Here is a 15,547-nt window from a genome sequence, read left to right as displayed (position 1 = left end):
CCGGGTGGCGCTAACGCTTACCCGGCCTACGTTCGGGCTTTTGTAGGCCGGGTAAGGCGGAGCCGCCACCCGGCACACACACAGGTTACACCGTCACAACAGGGACTCTTGGCGCCAGCGCGCACATCAGCTCATACCCGACGGTGCCCGCCGCAGCGGCCACATCATCAATTTTAACCTCGTTGCCCCACAGCTCAACCGGTGACCCGATCCCCGCCTGGGGACACGGCGTCAAATCGATGGCCAGCATGTCCATTGAGACGGTGCCTACCGTGCCGGTGCGCACGCCATCGACCCACACCGGCGTGCCACTTGGGGCGATGCGCGGATAACCATCTGCATAGCCCCCCGCCACGATACCGATGCGCTGTTCACCTGCTGCCCGATAGCGGCTGCCATAGCCCACCGTATCGCCCGCTTTCAGGGTTTGCACGCCGATAATCTCGCTTCGTAACGTCATCACCGGCTTCAGGCCGCTGTTGGCGATATCCTGCCACTGACCTGAGGGTGACGCGCCGTACAGTACGATCCCCGGACGTACCCAGTTGTAGTGCGCCTCGGGATGCCAGAGCGTTGCCGCTGAGTTCGACAGCGAGCGCGGACAGTCCAGACCTTCTGCCGCCTGCTCAATGCGGACCATGGCATCGGCAATGCCGTCCGGCTTTTCCGCATCGGCGAAGTGCGCCATCAGCGTCATCTCACCGACGTTTTTCAGCGCACGAAGCTGCTGCCAGACCGTATGCACCCGTTCAGGCTGGAAGCCCAGACGGTTCATCCCGCTGTTCACTTTGAGATAGATATCCAGCGGGGCATGCAGCTTCGCGTCCTGGATGGCCTTGATCTGCCAGTTACTGTGAACGCTGGTCGTCAGGCGGTACTTATCCAGCAGAGGCAGATCCTGCGCATGAAAGAATCCTTCCAGCAGCAGGATCGGTCCTTTCCAGCCGCGCTCGCGCAGCAGGATGGCCTCTTCCAGATTCAGCAAGGCAAAACCATCGGTGCCGCCGAGCGCACTCCAGATACGGTCGATACCATGACCGTAGGCGTTGGCTTTCACCACCGACCAGACACGAGAACCCGGCGCAGCACGGCGAACAATTTGCAGGTTATCCTTCAGCGCCTGCAAATCCAGCTGGGCCAGAATAGGACGGGACATGACGACTCCTTAATTATGCGCGCCGTGCAGGTGTTGTGGACGCGATGGGGTAAACCCTGATTGATAGCGTGCGGCGCTCAAATCGTCAAACGGAATTGCCGGCGTCCTTCCGGAGATCAGGTCGCTCAGCAGTTGGCCCGAACCGCAGGCCATGGTCCAGCCAAGCGTGCCGTGGCCGGTGTTGGTCCACAGATTTTTGTATGGTGTACGGCCCACAATCGGCGTGCCGTCCGGGGTCATTGGGCGCAGGCCGGTCCAGAACGTTGCCTGCTCAATGAAGCCGCCGCGCGGGAAGAGATCGCCCACGACCATCTCCAGCGTTTCACGACGCGGTTTGAGCAGCTCGGTATTGAAGCCCACGATTTCCGCCATGCCGCCGACGCGGATCCGGTTATCGAAGCGGGTGATGGCGATTTTGTAGGTTTCATCAAGAATGGTCGAGACCGGCGCGCCGCTGTCCTCTTTCACCGGGATGGTCAGGGAGTAGCCTTTCAGCGGATAGACCGGGATATCCAGGATGCCTTTCAGCATCGCGGTTGAGTAGGAGCCAAACGCCATCACGTAGGCATCGGCTTTAATTACCTCTTCCCCACACTTCACGCCGTAAATCTTCTCCCCTTCCGACAGCAGTTTGTCGACAGAAGTATTGAAGCGGAATTTCACCCCGGCCTGCTCACACATGCGCGCCAGACGCTGGGTGAATAGCTGGCAGTCGCCGGTTTCATCGTTCGGTAAACGCAGACCGCCCGTCAGCTTGTGCGCGACCTCGGCAAGCGCTGGCTCCACCTGCGCCAGCTGGCTGGCTTCCAGCAGCTGATACGGTACGCCCGCATCTTCAAGCACGGCGATATCGCGGGTCGCGTTTTCGTACTGTTGCGCGGTACGGAACAGCTGAAGTGTGCCGCCCTGACGCCCTTCATATTCAATGCCCGTTGAGGCACGCAGCGCCTTCAGGCAGTCGCGGCTGTATTCCGCCAGCCGCACCATACGCCCCTTGTTTTCCATATAGTGGCGGGTGTCGCAGTTGCGCAGCATCTGCCACATCCATTTAAGCTGGAACTGCGTGCCGTCAAGGCTGATCGCCAGGGGCGCATGTCGCTGAAACATCCATTTGATCGCCTTCAGCGGAACGCCCGGGGCCGCCCACGGCGCAGCGTAGCCCGGAGAGATTTGCCCCGCATTCGCCGCACTGGTTTCCAGCGCCGGACCGGATTCGCGATCGATAACGGTAACCTCATGTCCCGCCTGACTTAAATACCAGGCGCTGGTTACGCCAACGACACCACTTCCCAGTATGACAACACGCATAGCCACTCCATTATGAGCAAAAGAACAATCATCTAATTACAGATTGATAACCTAGTTGAAAATATTATTCAACATATGACTTTTTTATGGTGACTCAACTCACATATCCCGCTGTATCAGGGGATGGCGCTTATTTGGGATCTCCTGCTGCGCGTTATTTTTAACCAGTAGAAAATTCTGTGAGCACCGCTTTATTTGCCGTATCGAAAACGCGAAATCGCAAAGAAAAAATTTCTGCGCCCCGCGTATTTGAATGGGGTGATCTATGCTTGAAAGGAGGCTCTCCAGTCAGAGAGAGCGACCAACAACGAGGGCGCGCTAATGGCTACACTAGATTCCATGTCCAGGGACAGCACCCGTCTGAGCGATGGACCCGACTGGACCTTCGAGTTGCTGGATGTCTACCTGGCGGAGATCGACCGGGTGGCCAAACTCTATCGTCTGGATACCTATCCCCATCAGATTGAAGTCATCACCTCGGAACAGATGATGGACGCTTACTCCAGCGTCGGGATGCCAATTAACTATCCGCACTGGTCGTTTGGCAAAAAATTCATTGAGACAGAGCGGCTGTATAAGCACGGGCAGCAGGGACTGGCGTATGAAATCGTCATTAACTCTAACCCGTGTATTGCCTATCTGATGGAAGAGAACACCATTACCATGCAGGCGCTGGTGATGGCGCACGCCTGCTATGGACATAACTCGTTCTTCAAAAATAACTATCTGTTCCGCAGCTGGACGGACGCCAGCTCCATCGTCGATTACCTGATCTTCGCCCGCAAATACATTACCGACTGCGAAGAGCGCTACGGCGTGGACGAGGTGGAGAAGCTGCTGGACTCCTGCCACGCGCTGATGAACTACGGCGTTGACCGCTATAAGCGTCCGCAGAAGATCTCATTGCAGGAAGAGAAAGCCCGGCAGAAGAGCCGAGAGGAGTATCTGCAAAGCCAGGTGAATATGCTGTGGCGCACCCTGCCGAAACGTGAAGAGGAGAAAACCGTCGCCGAGGCGCGTCGCTACCCTTCCGAGCCGCAGGAAAACCTGCTCTACTTTATGGAGAAAAACGCCCCACTGCTGGAGCCGTGGCAGCGTGAGATCCTGCGCATCGTGCGCAAGGTGAGCCAGTATTTCTATCCGCAGAAGCAGACCCAGGTGATGAACGAAGGCTGGGCGACCTTCTGGCACTACACCATTCTTAACCATCTGTACGACGAAGGAAAAGTCACCGAGCGGTTTATGATGGAGTTTCTGCACAGCCACACCAACGTGGTATTCCAGCCGGCATATAACAGCCCGTGGTACAGCGGCATTAACCCGTACGCGCTCGGCTTTGCCATGTTCCAGGATATCAAGCGTATTTGTCAGTCGCCCACCGAAGAGGACAAATACTGGTTCCCGGATATTGCCGGTTCCGACTGGCTGGAAACGCTGCACTTCGCGATGCGTGATTTTAAGGATGAGAGCTTTATCAGCCAGTTCATGTCGCCGAAGATCATGCGTGATTTCCGCTTCTTCACCGTACTGGATGATGACCGCAACAACTACCTGGAGATCTCCGCGATCCACAACGAAGAGGGCTATCGCGAGATCCGCTCGCGCCTGTCATCCCAGTACAACCTGAGTAATCTTGAACCGAACATTCAGGTCTGGAACGTGGATCTGCGCGGCGACCGCTCCCTGACGTTGCGCTATATTCCGCACAACCGCGCGCCGCTGGATAAGGGGCGTAAGGAAGTGCTGAAGCATGTGCATCGCCTGTGGGGATTTGACGTGTTGCTGGAGCAGCAGAACGAAGATGGGAGCGTGGAGCTGCTGGAGCGGTGTCCGGCGCGGATGAATACGCTGTAGTTTGTTGCCGGGTGGCGGCTACGCCTTACCCGGCCTACGGGTTTTGTAGGCCCGGTAAGCGAAGCGCCACCGGGCGAAAAAAAACCTCTCAATCGAGAGGTTTTTTCTTTTACCGGCCCTGAATCGCTAAATCACCCGGCAGCGTTTTCTGCATCCGGTGCCAGATTTCACCGGAGTCGTGGCCGTAACGACGCACCGTTTCATAGACCTGATCGTGCAGCCCTTCGGTGCAGAGTTTGCTCAGTTTATGGTAGAAGCCGAGCGCCAGGCTGCGGGCTTCAGGGTTAGCAAAGTAGTGACGACCAATGCGCGTATATAACCCTTTCATTCCATTCAGGATCAGACCGTAAACCGGATTGCCTGAAGCAAACGCCAGACCGCGGAACACATTGTAATCCAGGGTCGCAAAGGCATCCGCGTGGTCTTCCACCTCATTAGCGGTGGCAAGCACTTTCAGCGCATCTTCAGGATGCTGACGAAACGCGGTGCGGATGAAAATGGTGGCGATGTTGGTGCGCACGGAAAGCAGATTATCAATCAGCTGCGGTACGCTTTCGTGGTCGAGACGCGCCAGCGTTTCCAGAATGTTCAGCCCGGACGTTTCCCAGAAGTTGTTCACCTTAGTGGGTTTGCCATGCTGTATCGTCAACCAGCCATCGCGCGCCAGACGCTGGAGCACTTCTCGCAGCGTGGTACGGGTGACGCCAATCAGTTCAGAGAGTTCGCGTTCAGCAGGTAGAATTGATCCCGCAGGGAAACGATTATTCCAGATGCTTTCAATGATGTACTCTTCCGCGAAACCCGCCGGGCTCTGCGCCTTAATGACCATAGTGAGATTTCCATTACACAGCTTTAGCAAATTGCACTCATCATACCAGAGGCGCGCAGAGGCAGATAGCGCAGCAGAGACAGAAAAGAGGGATCGCCGTTTCATTTTTATGAAATTTACAAATGGCTTAATCCCCCGCTCTGCCGCCATTTTTGCGTATACTGATGTCTTGTCTTATTTGACGGGGAAAGGACGTCTGTCGTGGAAATTTCATTTGGGCGCGCGCTGTGGCGCAACTTTTTAGGCCAGTCACCTGACTGGTACAAACTCACTTTACTGATATTCCTGGTCGTTAATCCCGTTATCTTTTTGCTGGATCCCTTCGTTGCCGGGTGGATGTTGGTCGCCGAGTTTATCTTTACCCTGGCGATGGCGCTGAAGTGCTATCCGCTGTTGCCCGGCGGGCTGCTGGCGCTGGAAGCCGTGGTCATCGGAATGACCAGCGCGGAGCATGTTAAAAACGAGATTGCGTCGAATCTTGAAGTTCTGCTGCTGCTGATCTTCATGGTGGCGGGGATCTACTTTATGAAGCAGCTTCTGCTGTTTATCTTCACCCGTTTGCTGCTGAGCATTCCGTCGAAAACGCTGCTCTCGCTGGCGTTTTGCCTCGCCGCGGCCTTCCTCTCTGCCTTCCTGGATGCGCTGACGGTCGTGGCGGTGGTGATCAGCGTCGCCGTGGGCTTTTACGGGATTTACCACCGGGTGGCCTCGTCTCGTCCTGGCGATAACTTGCAGGACGACAGTCACGTTGAGGCGCACAACCGCGATGTGCTGGAACAGTTCCGCGCGTTTCTGCGCAGCCTGATGATGCATGCGGGCGTGGGGACGGCGCTGGGCGGCGTGATGACCATGGTCGGGGAGCCGCAAAACCTGATTATCGCCAAAGCGGCTGAGTGGCATTTTGGCGAATTTTTCCTGCGCATGGCGCCCGTCAGCGTGCCCGTGCTGGTCTGCGGGTTAGCAACCTGTGTGCTGGTCGAAAAATTCAACCTCTTTGGGTATGGCGCTAAGTTGCCCGATCAGGTCCGCCAGGAGCTGCATAAGTTTGACGAGCAGAGCCGCAAACAACGCACGCGCCAGGAGACGCTGCGCCTGATTGCACAGGGTTTCATCGGCGTGTGGCTTATCGCTGCGCTGGCCTTCCACCTTGCCGAGGTGGGGCTGATTGGCCTGTCGGTAATTATCCTTGCAACCAGCCTGGGCGGCGTTACGGACGAACATGCTATCGGAAAAGCCTTTACCGAAGCGCTGCCGTTTACCGCCCTGCTGGCGGTGTTTTTCGCGGTCGTGGCGGTGATTATTGACCAACATCTGTTCGCGCCGATCATCGCGTTTGTGCTTCAGGCTACGCCAGATTCGCAGCTAACGCTGTTCTATTTGTTTAACGGTCTGTTGTCCTCTATATCCGATAACGTCTTTGTCGGGACGGTATACATCAATGAGGCCAAAGCCGCGATGGAGCAAGGGATTGTCAGCAGTGAACAGTTCGAGCTGCTGGCGGTGGCGATCAACACCGGAACCAACCTCCCCTCCGTGGCAACCCCGAACGGTCAGGCGGCATTCCTCTTCCTGCTGACCTCGGCGCTGGCACCACTCATACGACTTTCTTATGGAAGAATGGTCTGGATGGCGCTGCCGTATACGCTGGTGCTTACCCTGGTTGGTTTGCTGTGCATCAAAATTACTCTCGTTCCCTGTACGCAATGGTTATTGCAAGCAGGTATACTTGCGGCGCATTAAAATTCGTTTACACTGCGCTGTCTAAGCATGTTCCAGGGAAATGATTATGTTGCGATTTTTGAACCAGTGCTCACGCGGTCGCGGAGCGTGGTTGTTGATGGCCCTGACCGCCTTTGCGCTGGAAATGGTCGCGCTGTGGTTTCAGCATGTGATGGGGCTGAAACCTTGCGTACTGTGTATTTATGAGCGTTGTGCGCTGTTCGGCATTATGGGCGCGGGTCTGGTAGGTGCGATTGCACCCAAATCACCGTTACGCTATGCGGCAATTGCCATCTGGCTATACAGCGCCGGGAAAGGGATTGCGCTTGCCTGGGAGCACACCCAGATGCAGCTTCACCCGTCGCCGTTTATGACCTGTGATTTTGCCGCCCGCTTCCCGAGCTGGCTGCCGCTGGATAAATGGCTGCCGCAGGTGTTTGTGGCCTCCGGTGACTGCTCTGTACGCCAGTGGGAGTTCCTGACGCTGGAGATGCCGCAGTGGCTGGTGGGCATTTTTGTCGCCTACTTTGTGGTGGCACTGCTGGTGCTGATTGCCCAGCCGTTCAAACCAAAGAAACGCGATCTTTTTGGAAGGTAAAAGCAAAACGGCAACGTCAGTTTTGTTGGTCGGGTAAGCGCAGCGCCACCCGACAAAATTGCGCACAATAAAAAACCCGCCGAGGCGGGTTTTTTATTGTCACCGATTAGGGTGATTCATAATGTGGTCTTCCCAGTCGCGCACCTCGGACTCTTTCACCGCAATGTGGCGCACGGAAATACGTTCACCGTGCATCGCCGCTTTCGACCCCGTCAACAGCGGATGCCATGTGGGCAGATCCTTTCCTTCCGCCAGCAGGCGATACGCGCAGGTATGCGGCAGCCACTCAAAGGTCGGCAGATTTTCACGGGTTAACTTGATGCAGTCCGGCTCATATTCGAAACGGCGCTCATAGTTGCGGCACTGGCAGGTTTTGATGTTTAACTGCTTGCAGGCTACGTTGGTGAAATAGATCTCGTCCGAATCTTCATCCATCAGCTTATGCAGGCAGCACTGCCCACAGCCGTCACACAACGATTCCCACTCCGCGTCGGTCATGTCGTCGAGAGTTTTGCTTTGCCAGAAAGGAATGTCGTTCATCGGGATGTCCATACGTCAAAATAGAGCGCACCTTATAACGAGTCTGGCACGTTGATGCAAGTTTTGCCGCCCTTTTCAGGCGGCAAGGTGCTTTTACAGCACGCGGGTTTTCAGCGACAGGCCGTTAAAACTGACGTCCAGTTCGTCGCCGCTAAGCAGCGGCCCCACACCTTCCGGAGTGCCGGTGAGGATCACGTCGCCAGGTTTCAGGGTGAAGAAGCGGCTCATGTAGGCAATCAGCGGAACGATCTTATGGATCATGTCAGCGGTTGTTCCCTGCTGGCGGATCTCGCCGTTGACCTTCAGGCTGAGCGGCGTGTTCTGCGGATCGTCGGTAAATTCACTCACCGGAACGAAACCGGAAATCGGGCATGAATTATCAAAACCCTTGGCTTTTTCCCACGGCTGCCCCGCTTTCTTCATTTTGCCCTGGACGTCACGCAGCGTCAGGTCGAGCGCGACACCGTAACCCGCAATCGCCTTCTCTACATGCTCTTCAGTTGCCTGGCGCAGCGTCGCGCCGATCAGCACCGCCAGCTCCACTTCATGATGCACCGAGCCCAGTCCCTGCGGCAGAACCAGCGGCTGGCGAATATCGCACAGTGCGGTTTCTGGCTTAATAAACAGAACCGGCTCTTCCGGCACGGCGCTGCCCATCTCCTGAATATGTTTTGCATAGTTGCTGCCCACGCAGACCACTTTGCTGACGGGATAATCCAGTAATGCACCTTGCCAGTTATGATGTTGATACATGGTCGACCCCTAATCGGTTGATGAGTTGTTCCCGGAAGGACCCGGGCTTATTTCTTTCCGCTCAGCTCAAGGTGCTGTTTTAATAAATTCTCTGGTGGCGGCGGAAGCTGTAAATAATAGCCCTGCTCGATTAACGCCTTTTTGACTTTCTCAAGATCGGCGTTCACCAGCTTCTTACGGCCGTCCAGCGGCAGCAGCATCGCCAGCTGCGGTCGGCCAAAGCTTTTCATTAATTCTTCAGGCACGCGGGAAAAATCGTCTTTCTTTTCGACATAAAGGTAGGTCTGGTCGCGGCTGGTACTTCTGTAGATCACACAAAACATGTTTTTACTCTGAATTAACGGGTGGTTGCTTGCCTCAATATACTCCTGACTATAACATGCCTGATACTCTTCGGAATATCGCGGCGGTGTGTTGCGGTTAATAGCAAATTGAGTAAGGCCAGGATGTCAAATACGCCCATCGAGCTTAAAGGCAGTAGCTTCACCTTATCAGTGGTTCATTTGCATGATGCAAAACCCGAGGTTATTCGTCAGGCGTTAGAAGACAAAATCGCGCAGGCTCCCGCTTTTCTTAAGCATGCTCCTGTCGTCGTCAATGTAAGCGACCTTGAGGGGCCGGTTAACTGGAAGCGACTCCAGCAGGCCGTCGTCTCCACGGGGTTGCGCATCGTGGGTATTAGCGGCTGCAAAGACGCAGAGTTAAAAGCCGAAATTGAACGCGCGGGTTTGCCCTTGTTAAACGAGGGCAAAGAAAAAGCCCCGCGTGCAACGCCTGCAACCGTTCCCGCTCCCCCGCCTCCGGCGCAAAATGTAGCCCCAGTCACAAAAACGCGATTGATTGATCTGCCGGTTCGTTCCGGTCAGCGCATTTATGCGCCAAACTGTGATCTGATTGTTACAAGCCACGTCAGTGCGGGCGCAGAACTGATTGCAGATGGCAATATTCACGTTTACGGTATGATGCGTGGGCGTGCGCTTGCGGGCGCCAGCGGCGATCGAGAAGCACAAATTTTTTGTACTCACCTGACGGCAGAACTGGTGTCTATCGCAGGTGAATATTGGCTGAGCGATAAAATCCCAGCCGAATTTTATGGCAAAGCGGCCCGTCTGCAACTGGCAGATAACGCTTTGACCGTTCAACCGTTAAATTGATCCCTTTTAACAAGGAATTTCTATGGCACGCATTATTGTTGTGACTTCGGGTAAAGGAGGCGTTGGCAAGACCACCTCCAGCGCGGCCATCGCTACTGGTTTGGCCCAGAAGGGAAAGAAAACCGTCGTAATCGACTTCGATATCGGTCTGCGTAACCTGGACCTGATCATGGGTTGCGAGCGTCGCGTGGTGTATGACTTCGTGAACGTCATTCAGGGCGATGCCACCCTTAACCAGGCGCTGATTAAAGATAAGCGTACCGAGAACCTCTACATTCTTCCGGCGTCCCAGACCCGTGATAAAGACGCCCTGACCCGCGAAGGCGTGGAAAAGGTGCTCGACGATCTGAAAAAGATGGAGTTCGACTTCGTGGTCTGCGACTCCCCGGCCGGTATCGAAACAGGGGCTTTGATGGCGCTCTACTTCGCGGATGAAGCCATCATCACCACCAACCCGGAAGTCTCGTCAGTACGTGACTCCGACCGTATTCTCGGCATTCTGGCCTCGAAATCCCGTCGCGCGGAAAATGGCCAGGAGCCAATCAAAGAGCACCTGCTGCTGACCCGCTACAACCCGGGCCGGGTGAACAAAGGTGACATGCTGAGCATGGAAGACGTGCTGGAGATCCTGCGCATCAAACTGGTTGGCGTGATCCCGGAAGATCAGTCCGTGTTGCGCGCCTCTAACCAGGGCGAGCCCGTGATCCTGGATACACAGGCAGACGCAGGTAAAGCGTATGCGGATACCGTTGACCGTCTGCTGGGAGAAGAACGTCCTTTCCGCTTCATTGAAGAAGAGAAGAAAGGTTTCCTCAAACGCCTGTTCGGAGGATAAGTTATGGCATTACTGGACTTTTTTCTCTCGCGGAAAAAAAGCACCGCCAACATCGCAAAAGAACGTCTGCAAATCATTGTGGCGGAACGTCGTCGTAGCGACGCCGAACCGCACTACCTGCCGCAGTTGCGCAAAGACATTCTGGAAGTGATCTGCAAATACGTGCAGATTGACCCGGAAATGGTCACCGTTCAGCTGGAGCAAAAAGACGGGGATATTTCGATTCTGGAGCTGAACGTGACGCTTCCGGAAGCGGAAGAGTCGCGTTAATCCGTTTGTGGTTTTGTAGGCCGGGTAAGCATCGCGCCGCCCGGCAATTTCCCCGGTGGCGCTGCGCTTACCGGGGCTACAATTCTTTAGCGCGGATACCCTTCCAGCAGGGTATTCAGGCGTTCGGCCATCAGTTCCCCCCGCCATCCGGCGACCAGTTCCGGTAAACCATTTTGCGGTTTCAACTTCCAGTGCCAGTTCAGCAGCTGGTTAATCTGACGACGTGAAGCCAGCAGTTCGGCACTCAGTTTGCTTTCCCCCGCCACCGTCTGCACCAGCGCTTTGATATCTTTGAACGCCTTGCGGTAGCCCGGCATATCCATCAGGTTAAGCAGCGGTTCTGGCAATGCGTCCTCCGGCAGCTGCTGAGCTTTCTCTACCAGCGCGAGCAGCGTTTTACCGTGGAAACGGATCTCACTTCCGGAAAGGCCAATGCTGTCCAGCTCACCAAGGCTACCCGGCATATAGCGCGCCACCGCCCACAGGTGTTCTTCACGCACCACGAAGTTAACCGCCAGATCGCGCTCACGCGCTTTACGCAGACGCCAGTCAGCCAGCAATTGCAGACAGGCCAGTTGACGGGTGCGCAGCTGCCAGGCGTTGGTGATGTCACGCCAGGCTTCTTTCGGATCAACCACTTCCTGGCGACGCTGCTGCGTCATGCGGCACTCGTCCAGTGCGGCAGACAGCCAACCGGACGCCTCAGCCTCTTTCATGAGCTGGCCGGCAATTGGAAGAAGATAAAAGACGTCTGCCGCGGCGTATTCAAGCTGACGCGCCGTCAGCGGACGCGCGAGCCAGTCGGTACGCGATTCGCTCTTATCCAGCGTCAGACCGGTGTACTCTTCCACCATCGCCGCAAAACCCCAGGAGAGCGGACGACCGCTGAACGCCGCGAGGATCTGGGTATCAATCAGCGGCTGCGGCATGATGCCAAAGGTGTTGAGAAAGACTTCCAGATCTTCACTGCCCGCGTGCAGATATTTGGTCACGGCGGTATCCAGCAACAGCTCGCGCATTGGTGCCCAGTCGGTAATGCCGAGGGGGTCAATCAACGACACGTGTTTGCCGTCATACATCTGAATCAGACCCAGCTGCGGATAGTACGTTCGGGTGCGGACAAATTCCGTATCCAGGGCAATAGCGGGAAATTCACGCGTCACCTCGCACAGCGAAGCCAGCTCGTCGTTGGTAGTGATCATCTGGTAATTCAAATCGGACTCTCTTTTGTTTGCGCCCATAAAAAACGCCGGATTAACCGGCGTCTGGGCGATTAACGTGAAGCTCAGGCCTTATTGTCCACTTTGGCACGGGCTTCGTCACGTAATTCTCGTCGTAATATCTTCCCGACGTTGGATTTCGGCAGCTCATCCCGGAATTCCACTAGCTTCGGCACTTTATAGCCCGTCAGCTGACGGCGACAAAACGTTATCAGCGCATCCTCGGTCAGAGAAGGATCTTTCTTGACCACAAATATCTTCACCGCTTCACCGCTGCTGCCGGAGGGAACGCCCACCGCCGCCACTTCCAGCACGCCGCTGTGCTGCATCACCACGTCTTCGATTTCGTTCGGATAGACGTTGAACCCTGACACCAGGATCATATCTTTCTTGCGATCGACGATGCGCAGGAAGCCTTCGTCATCCATCACCGCGATGTCGCCCGTGTGCAGCCAGCCGTCTTTGATGATCTCATCCGTGGCATCCGGACGTTGCCAGTAGCCCAGCATCACCTGCGGCCCTCTGACGCACAGCTCTCCTGGCTCACCGTGAGGCACTTCGTTATCCTCATCATCCACCAGTTTTGCTTCCGTCGACGGGACCGGCAGACCGATACTGCCGCTGTGATAGTCGATATCATGCGGGTTAACGCTGACCAGCGGGGCGCACTCCGTCAGGCCATAGCCTTCCAGCAGATATTGCCCGGTGAGTTTCACCCAGCGCTCGGCAACCGCCTGCTGAACCGGCATCCCGCCACCGGCAGAGAGGTGCAGCGTGGAGAAATCGAGCTGCTGGAACTCTTTATTGTTAAGCAGCGCGTTAAACAGGGTGTTCACGCCGGTCATGGCGGTGAACGGGTATTTCGCCAGCTCTTTGACCAGCCCCGGAATGTCGCGCGGGTTGGTGATCAGTACGTTTTGACCGCCAAGCTCAATAAACAGCAGGCAGTTCATGGTCAGCGCAAAAATGTGATACAGCGGAAGCGCGGTGATCACCAGCTCCTTGCCCGGGTGCAGCAGCGGCCCGTAGGTGGCATTAACCTGCTCAAGGTTCGCCAGCATATTTCGGTGGGTCAGCATCGCCCCTTTCGCCACGCCGGTGGTACCGCCCGTGTATTGCAGAAATGCCAGATCCTCAGACACGATCTCCGGCTTCACGTACTGCATCCGGTAGCCCGCATGCAGGGCGCGGCGGAAAGAGATGGCATCCGGCAGGTGGTATTTCGGCACCAGCCGCTTAACGTATTTAACGACAAAGTTGACCAGCGTACCCTTCGCGGTAGAGAGCTGGTCGCCCATGCGCGTCAGGATGACGTGTTTAACCTGGGTTCTTTCAACGACTTTTTCCAGCGTGTGGGCAAAGTTGGAGACAATCACAATCGCCGCCGCGCCGCTGTCATTCAACTGATGTTCTAGCTCGCGCGGGGTATAGAGCGGGTTAACGTTAACCACGATCATCCCTGCCCTGAGGATCCCGAACAGCGCCACCGGGTATTGCAGCAGGTTTGGCATCATCAGCGCGACGCGATCCCCTTTCTGCAAGCCCAACCCTTCCTGTAAATAGGCTGCAAACGCCCGGCTGCGCTCTTCCAGCTTACGGAAGGTCATCACTTCGCCCATATTCACAAATGCAGGCTGGTCAGCGTAACGCCGTACCGAGTGTTCAAATAATTCAATCAGGGATTGATAACGGTCAGGATTGATCTCCGCAGGGACATCCGCGGGATAACGGTTAAGCCAAACCTTTTTCAATGCATCACCTCTGAAATGAGTGTTCGTCGTCATCACAGCCCCGATAATAAACAGTTTGTTAACATTATATTAACTCAGCGTACCAGTTTATTAATTGTTCAGATTGCAGGTTGCGAAGCGCGTCACTCTTTTTTTTCGTTTTATCCGTAAAAAAACAGAGACAGCGGCTGAGCCGCTGTCTCTTTCCTAACAATAACAGTAAGTTACTCAGTTACGATTGTTTGAACCTGTGCAGGGCCTGGATTGTACCAACCCCAGCCACCGTAGCCGTAACGATACGGATGCGGTCCCCACATCCACGGATCGATTGGCTGTGGCGGCATCACCACCTGCTGGGCAATACGCCAGCGTTTGTAGCCGTTCACCTGCATGGTCATAAATTTGTATGGCGTATTGCCGATTTTCCCCGCCACCGAACCGGTAATCGGTCCGACGACGGTTACCAGCTGCCCGCGGAAATCTACCGGATCGAGGAAGCCGCTGACGTCAGCGTAGATCCGCCCGCGCGAGGCTTCACCCAGAACAGGCCGCGCGCCGTCGTCCAGCGGGACAGTGGCAATCTCCAGCCGGGTTTTCCCCTGCTGGTTTAGCACTTCAACCACCTTGCCGCCAAACCGCGCTTCCTGCCCGACATACAACTCCGGGGCATTCATCACGCGTACCAGATCCTGCTGTGGCGTCGGGCTGGTGCCCTTGATCGCATCAGGAACGGTGACGCACCCGCTCAGTGCTATGGCAACCGCGCCTGCCATAAGAAAGCGTACAACTTTAGTCTGAACCGCCATGATGCGACTCCTTTTTCTCAGTTCCTGTTACTGAGATTCACTCGCGGCCAGGAAGTTTCTTCCACGCGACGGTGTTTCGTAAATAAACCGGTTCAGCATGTTCAACCGCCACGGTTTTTCCTGCGGCAAGCAGCTGACAGGCAATCGGCAGCATATCTTCTGCGGCGGGCAGGAGCATGTTACCGTCCACCAGCGTAAGGCCGGTGTCCTTCGCCATCTCTGGCCATGCCGGCCAGCCGGTTCCGACCGTCGCCCACTCACCGGAGAGCTGCTTCAGGCGCCCGGTGACGGCTTCAGGTTTAAGCACCGCTTCCGTCTCTTCGCCGTGCCAGACGCCGTTTTCGTCACGGGTGTACTCCGCCCAGTAGACTTCCCCCATGCGGGCATCAATCGCAGCCAGCACGCGGGTGGCCCCGGTCATCCGCCAGGCGCCCTGAGCCATGGTCGCAAGCGTTGAGACGCCGATCATCGGCAGGTCAGCGCCCAGCGCCAGCCCCTGCGCAATGCCAATCCCGATACGTACGCCCGTAAAGCTGCCCGGACCACGGCCGTAGGCCAGCGCGTCGAGGTCAGTCAGGGCGGTGTTGCCCTCGGTTAAAATGGTTTTTACCAGGGGCAGAATACGTTGGGTGTGTTCCCGTGGGCACTCTTCAAAATGAGCAAAAGTCGTACCGTCGTTCCACAGGGCAACGGAACAGGCCTCTGTCGCGGTATCAATAGCCAGAATTCGCATCAGTCGTCGCGCTCTCGCAATGGTCAGTCACAAAATGGCGCG

At 56.0% G+C, this 15,547-nt stretch carries 16 protein-coding genes; 6 read left to right on the top strand and 10 right to left on the bottom strand.

Features of this window, described 5'->3' with window-relative positions:
• Positions 1–85 precede the first annotated feature (85 nt).
• Positions 86–1,156 carry a catabolic alanine racemase DadX gene (gene dadX / locus ACOTYH_RS07065; protein ID WP_032653929.1) on the bottom strand — a complete coding sequence of 357 codons (1,071 nt, stop codon included), beginning with the start codon at positions 1,154–1,156 and terminating at the stop codon, positions 86–88.
• Between the two features lie 9 nt (positions 1,157–1,165).
• The gene (locus ACOTYH_RS07060; RefSeq protein WP_015570317.1) at positions 1,166–2,464 is read right to left on the bottom strand and encodes a D-amino acid dehydrogenase; all 1,299 of its coding nucleotides are present in this window, start codon (positions 2,462–2,464) and stop codon (positions 1,166–1,168) included.
• A 321-nt stretch (positions 2,465–2,785) separates the two neighbouring features.
• Here ACOTYH_RS07060 and ACOTYH_RS07055 point away from each other — a divergent pair, with 321 nt between their 5' ends.
• Positions 2,786–4,318, top strand: a complete 1,533-nt coding sequence (locus ACOTYH_RS07055; protein WP_006810976.1) for a SpoVR family protein — start codon at positions 2,786–2,788, stop codon at positions 4,316–4,318.
• A gap of 109 nt (positions 4,319–4,427) precedes the next feature.
• On the opposite strand, the gene fadR is transcribed toward ACOTYH_RS07055, so the two are convergent.
• Complete coding sequence (gene fadR, locus ACOTYH_RS07050) at positions 4,428–5,147, bottom strand: fatty acid metabolism transcriptional regulator FadR (protein WP_003859951.1); 720 nt, start codon at positions 5,145–5,147, stop codon at positions 4,428–4,430.
• 201 nt (positions 5,148–5,348) lie between these two features.
• Here fadR and nhaB point away from each other — a divergent pair, with 201 nt between their 5' ends.
• Positions 5,349–6,887, top strand: a complete 1,539-nt coding sequence (gene nhaB, locus ACOTYH_RS07045) for a Na(+)/H(+) antiporter NhaB (RefSeq protein ID WP_045907228.1) — start codon at positions 5,349–5,351, stop codon at positions 6,885–6,887.
• A gap of 46 nt (positions 6,888–6,933) precedes the next feature.
• Positions 6,934–7,464 (top strand): disulfide bond formation protein DsbB, encoded by a 531-nt coding sequence (dsbB, locus tag ACOTYH_RS07040; protein WP_017693268.1) that lies wholly within the window; start codon positions 6,934–6,936, stop codon positions 7,462–7,464.
• 99 nt (positions 7,465–7,563) lie between these two features.
• On the opposite strand, the gene ACOTYH_RS07035 is transcribed toward dsbB, so the two are convergent.
• From ACOTYH_RS07035 to ACOTYH_RS07025, 3 genes are all read right to left on the bottom strand, one after another.
• Positions 7,564–8,004, bottom strand: a complete 441-nt coding sequence (locus ACOTYH_RS07035) for a YcgN family cysteine cluster protein (RefSeq protein WP_015570314.1) — start codon at positions 8,002–8,004, stop codon at positions 7,564–7,566.
• Positions 8,005–8,097: 93 nt separating this feature from the next.
• Entirely contained in the window at positions 8,098–8,757 is a 660-nt protein-coding gene (locus tag ACOTYH_RS07030; protein ID WP_032619529.1) for a fumarylacetoacetate hydrolase family protein, read from the bottom strand.
• A 47-nt stretch (positions 8,758–8,804) separates the two neighbouring features.
• A complete protein-coding gene (locus ACOTYH_RS07025; protein WP_015570312.1) occupies positions 8,805–9,080 on the bottom strand; it encodes a YcgL domain-containing protein in 276 nt (91 codons plus the stop codon).
• A 123-nt stretch (positions 9,081–9,203) separates the two neighbouring features.
• Between ACOTYH_RS07025 and minC the strand changes: the two genes are divergently transcribed.
• The 3 genes from minC to minE are packed head-to-tail and all read left to right on the top strand — an operon-like array spanning position 9,204 to position 11,016.
• On the top strand, positions 9,204–9,911 hold the full coding sequence (minC, locus tag ACOTYH_RS07020) for a septum site-determining protein MinC (protein ID WP_015570311.1): 708 nt from the start codon (positions 9,204–9,206) through the stop codon (positions 9,909–9,911).
• Between the two features lie 22 nt (positions 9,912–9,933).
• Positions 9,934–10,746, top strand: a complete 813-nt coding sequence (gene minD, locus ACOTYH_RS07015) for a septum site-determining protein MinD (protein WP_003859938.1) — start codon at positions 9,934–9,936, stop codon at positions 10,744–10,746.
• Between the two features lie 3 nt (positions 10,747–10,749).
• Positions 10,750–11,016: a cell division topological specificity factor MinE gene (minE, locus tag ACOTYH_RS07010; RefSeq protein WP_003859937.1), complete on the top strand. Its 267-nt coding sequence runs from the start codon at positions 10,750–10,752 to the stop codon at positions 11,014–11,016.
• A gap of 86 nt (positions 11,017–11,102) precedes the next feature.
• Here the strand turns inward: minE and rnd are convergent, their stop codons facing one another.
• The 4 genes from rnd to tsaB form a co-directional block, all read right to left on the bottom strand.
• Complete coding sequence (rnd, locus tag ACOTYH_RS07005; RefSeq protein ID WP_122959317.1) at positions 11,103–12,218, bottom strand: ribonuclease D; 1,116 nt, start codon at positions 12,216–12,218, stop codon at positions 11,103–11,105.
• Positions 12,219–12,301: 83 nt separating this feature from the next.
• On the bottom strand, positions 12,302–13,987 hold the full coding sequence (fadD, locus tag ACOTYH_RS07000) for a long-chain-fatty-acid--CoA ligase FadD (RefSeq protein WP_017693264.1): 1,686 nt from the start codon (positions 13,985–13,987) through the stop codon (positions 12,302–12,304).
• Positions 13,988–14,190: 203 nt separating this feature from the next.
• Complete coding sequence (locus tag ACOTYH_RS06995) at positions 14,191–14,772, bottom strand: Slp family lipoprotein (protein ID WP_015570309.1); 582 nt, start codon at positions 14,770–14,772, stop codon at positions 14,191–14,193.
• A 37-nt stretch (positions 14,773–14,809) separates the two neighbouring features.
• A complete protein-coding gene (gene tsaB, locus ACOTYH_RS06990) occupies positions 14,810–15,505 on the bottom strand; it encodes a tRNA (adenosine(37)-N6)-threonylcarbamoyltransferase complex dimerization subunit type 1 TsaB (protein WP_015570308.1) in 696 nt (231 codons plus the stop codon).
• Between the last annotated feature and the right edge of the window lie 42 nt (positions 15,506–15,547).

The sequence above is a fragment of the Enterobacter cloacae complex sp. SHL001 genome (assembly GCF_049236825.1).
GTDB classification, from domain to species: domain Bacteria; phylum Pseudomonadota; class Gammaproteobacteria; order Enterobacterales; family Enterobacteriaceae; genus Enterobacter; species Enterobacter hormaechei_C.
Note: the sequence above shows the minus strand (reverse complement) of the source record. Positions and strands in the feature narration are given on the sequence as shown.

Bases quoted from the DNA above. Each gene is read 5' to 3' on its own strand.
- dadX (WP_032653929.1), bottom strand. From the start codon at position 1,156: ATGTCCCGTCCTATTCTGGCCCAGCTGGATTTGCAGGCGCTGAAGGAT.
- ACOTYH_RS07060 (WP_015570317.1), bottom strand. From the start codon at position 2,464: ATGCGTGTTGTCATACTGGGAAGTGGTGTCGTTGGCGTAACCAGCGCC.
- ACOTYH_RS07055 (WP_006810976.1), top strand. From the start codon at position 2,786: ATGGCTACACTAGATTCCATGTCCAGGGACAGCACCCGTCTGAGCGAT.
- fadR (WP_003859951.1), bottom strand. From the start codon at position 5,147: ATGGTCATTAAGGCGCAGAGCCCGGCGGGTTTCGCGGAAGAGTACATC.
- dsbB (WP_017693268.1), top strand. From the start codon at position 6,934: ATGTTGCGATTTTTGAACCAGTGCTCACGCGGTCGCGGAGCGTGGTTG.
- ACOTYH_RS07035 (WP_015570314.1), bottom strand. From the start codon at position 8,004: ATGAACGACATTCCTTTCTGGCAAAGCAAAACTCTCGACGACATGACC.
- ACOTYH_RS07030 (WP_032619529.1), bottom strand. From the start codon at position 8,757: ATGTATCAACATCATAACTGGCAAGGTGCATTACTGGATTATCCCGTC.
- ACOTYH_RS07025 (WP_015570312.1), bottom strand. From the start codon at position 9,080: ATGTTTTGTGTGATCTACAGAAGTACCAGCCGCGACCAGACCTACCTT.
- minC (WP_015570311.1), top strand. From the start codon at position 9,204: ATGTCAAATACGCCCATCGAGCTTAAAGGCAGTAGCTTCACCTTATCA.
- minD (WP_003859938.1), top strand. From the start codon at position 9,934: ATGGCACGCATTATTGTTGTGACTTCGGGTAAAGGAGGCGTTGGCAAG.
- minE (WP_003859937.1), top strand. From the start codon at position 10,750: ATGGCATTACTGGACTTTTTTCTCTCGCGGAAAAAAAGCACCGCCAAC.
- rnd (WP_122959317.1), bottom strand. From the start codon at position 12,218: ATGATCACTACCAACGACGAGCTGGCTTCGCTGTGCGAGGTGACGCGT.
- ACOTYH_RS06995 (WP_015570309.1), bottom strand. From the start codon at position 14,772: ATGGCGGTTCAGACTAAAGTTGTACGCTTTCTTATGGCAGGCGCGGTT.
- tsaB (WP_015570308.1), bottom strand. From the start codon at position 15,505: ATGCGAATTCTGGCTATTGATACCGCGACAGAGGCCTGTTCCGTTGCC.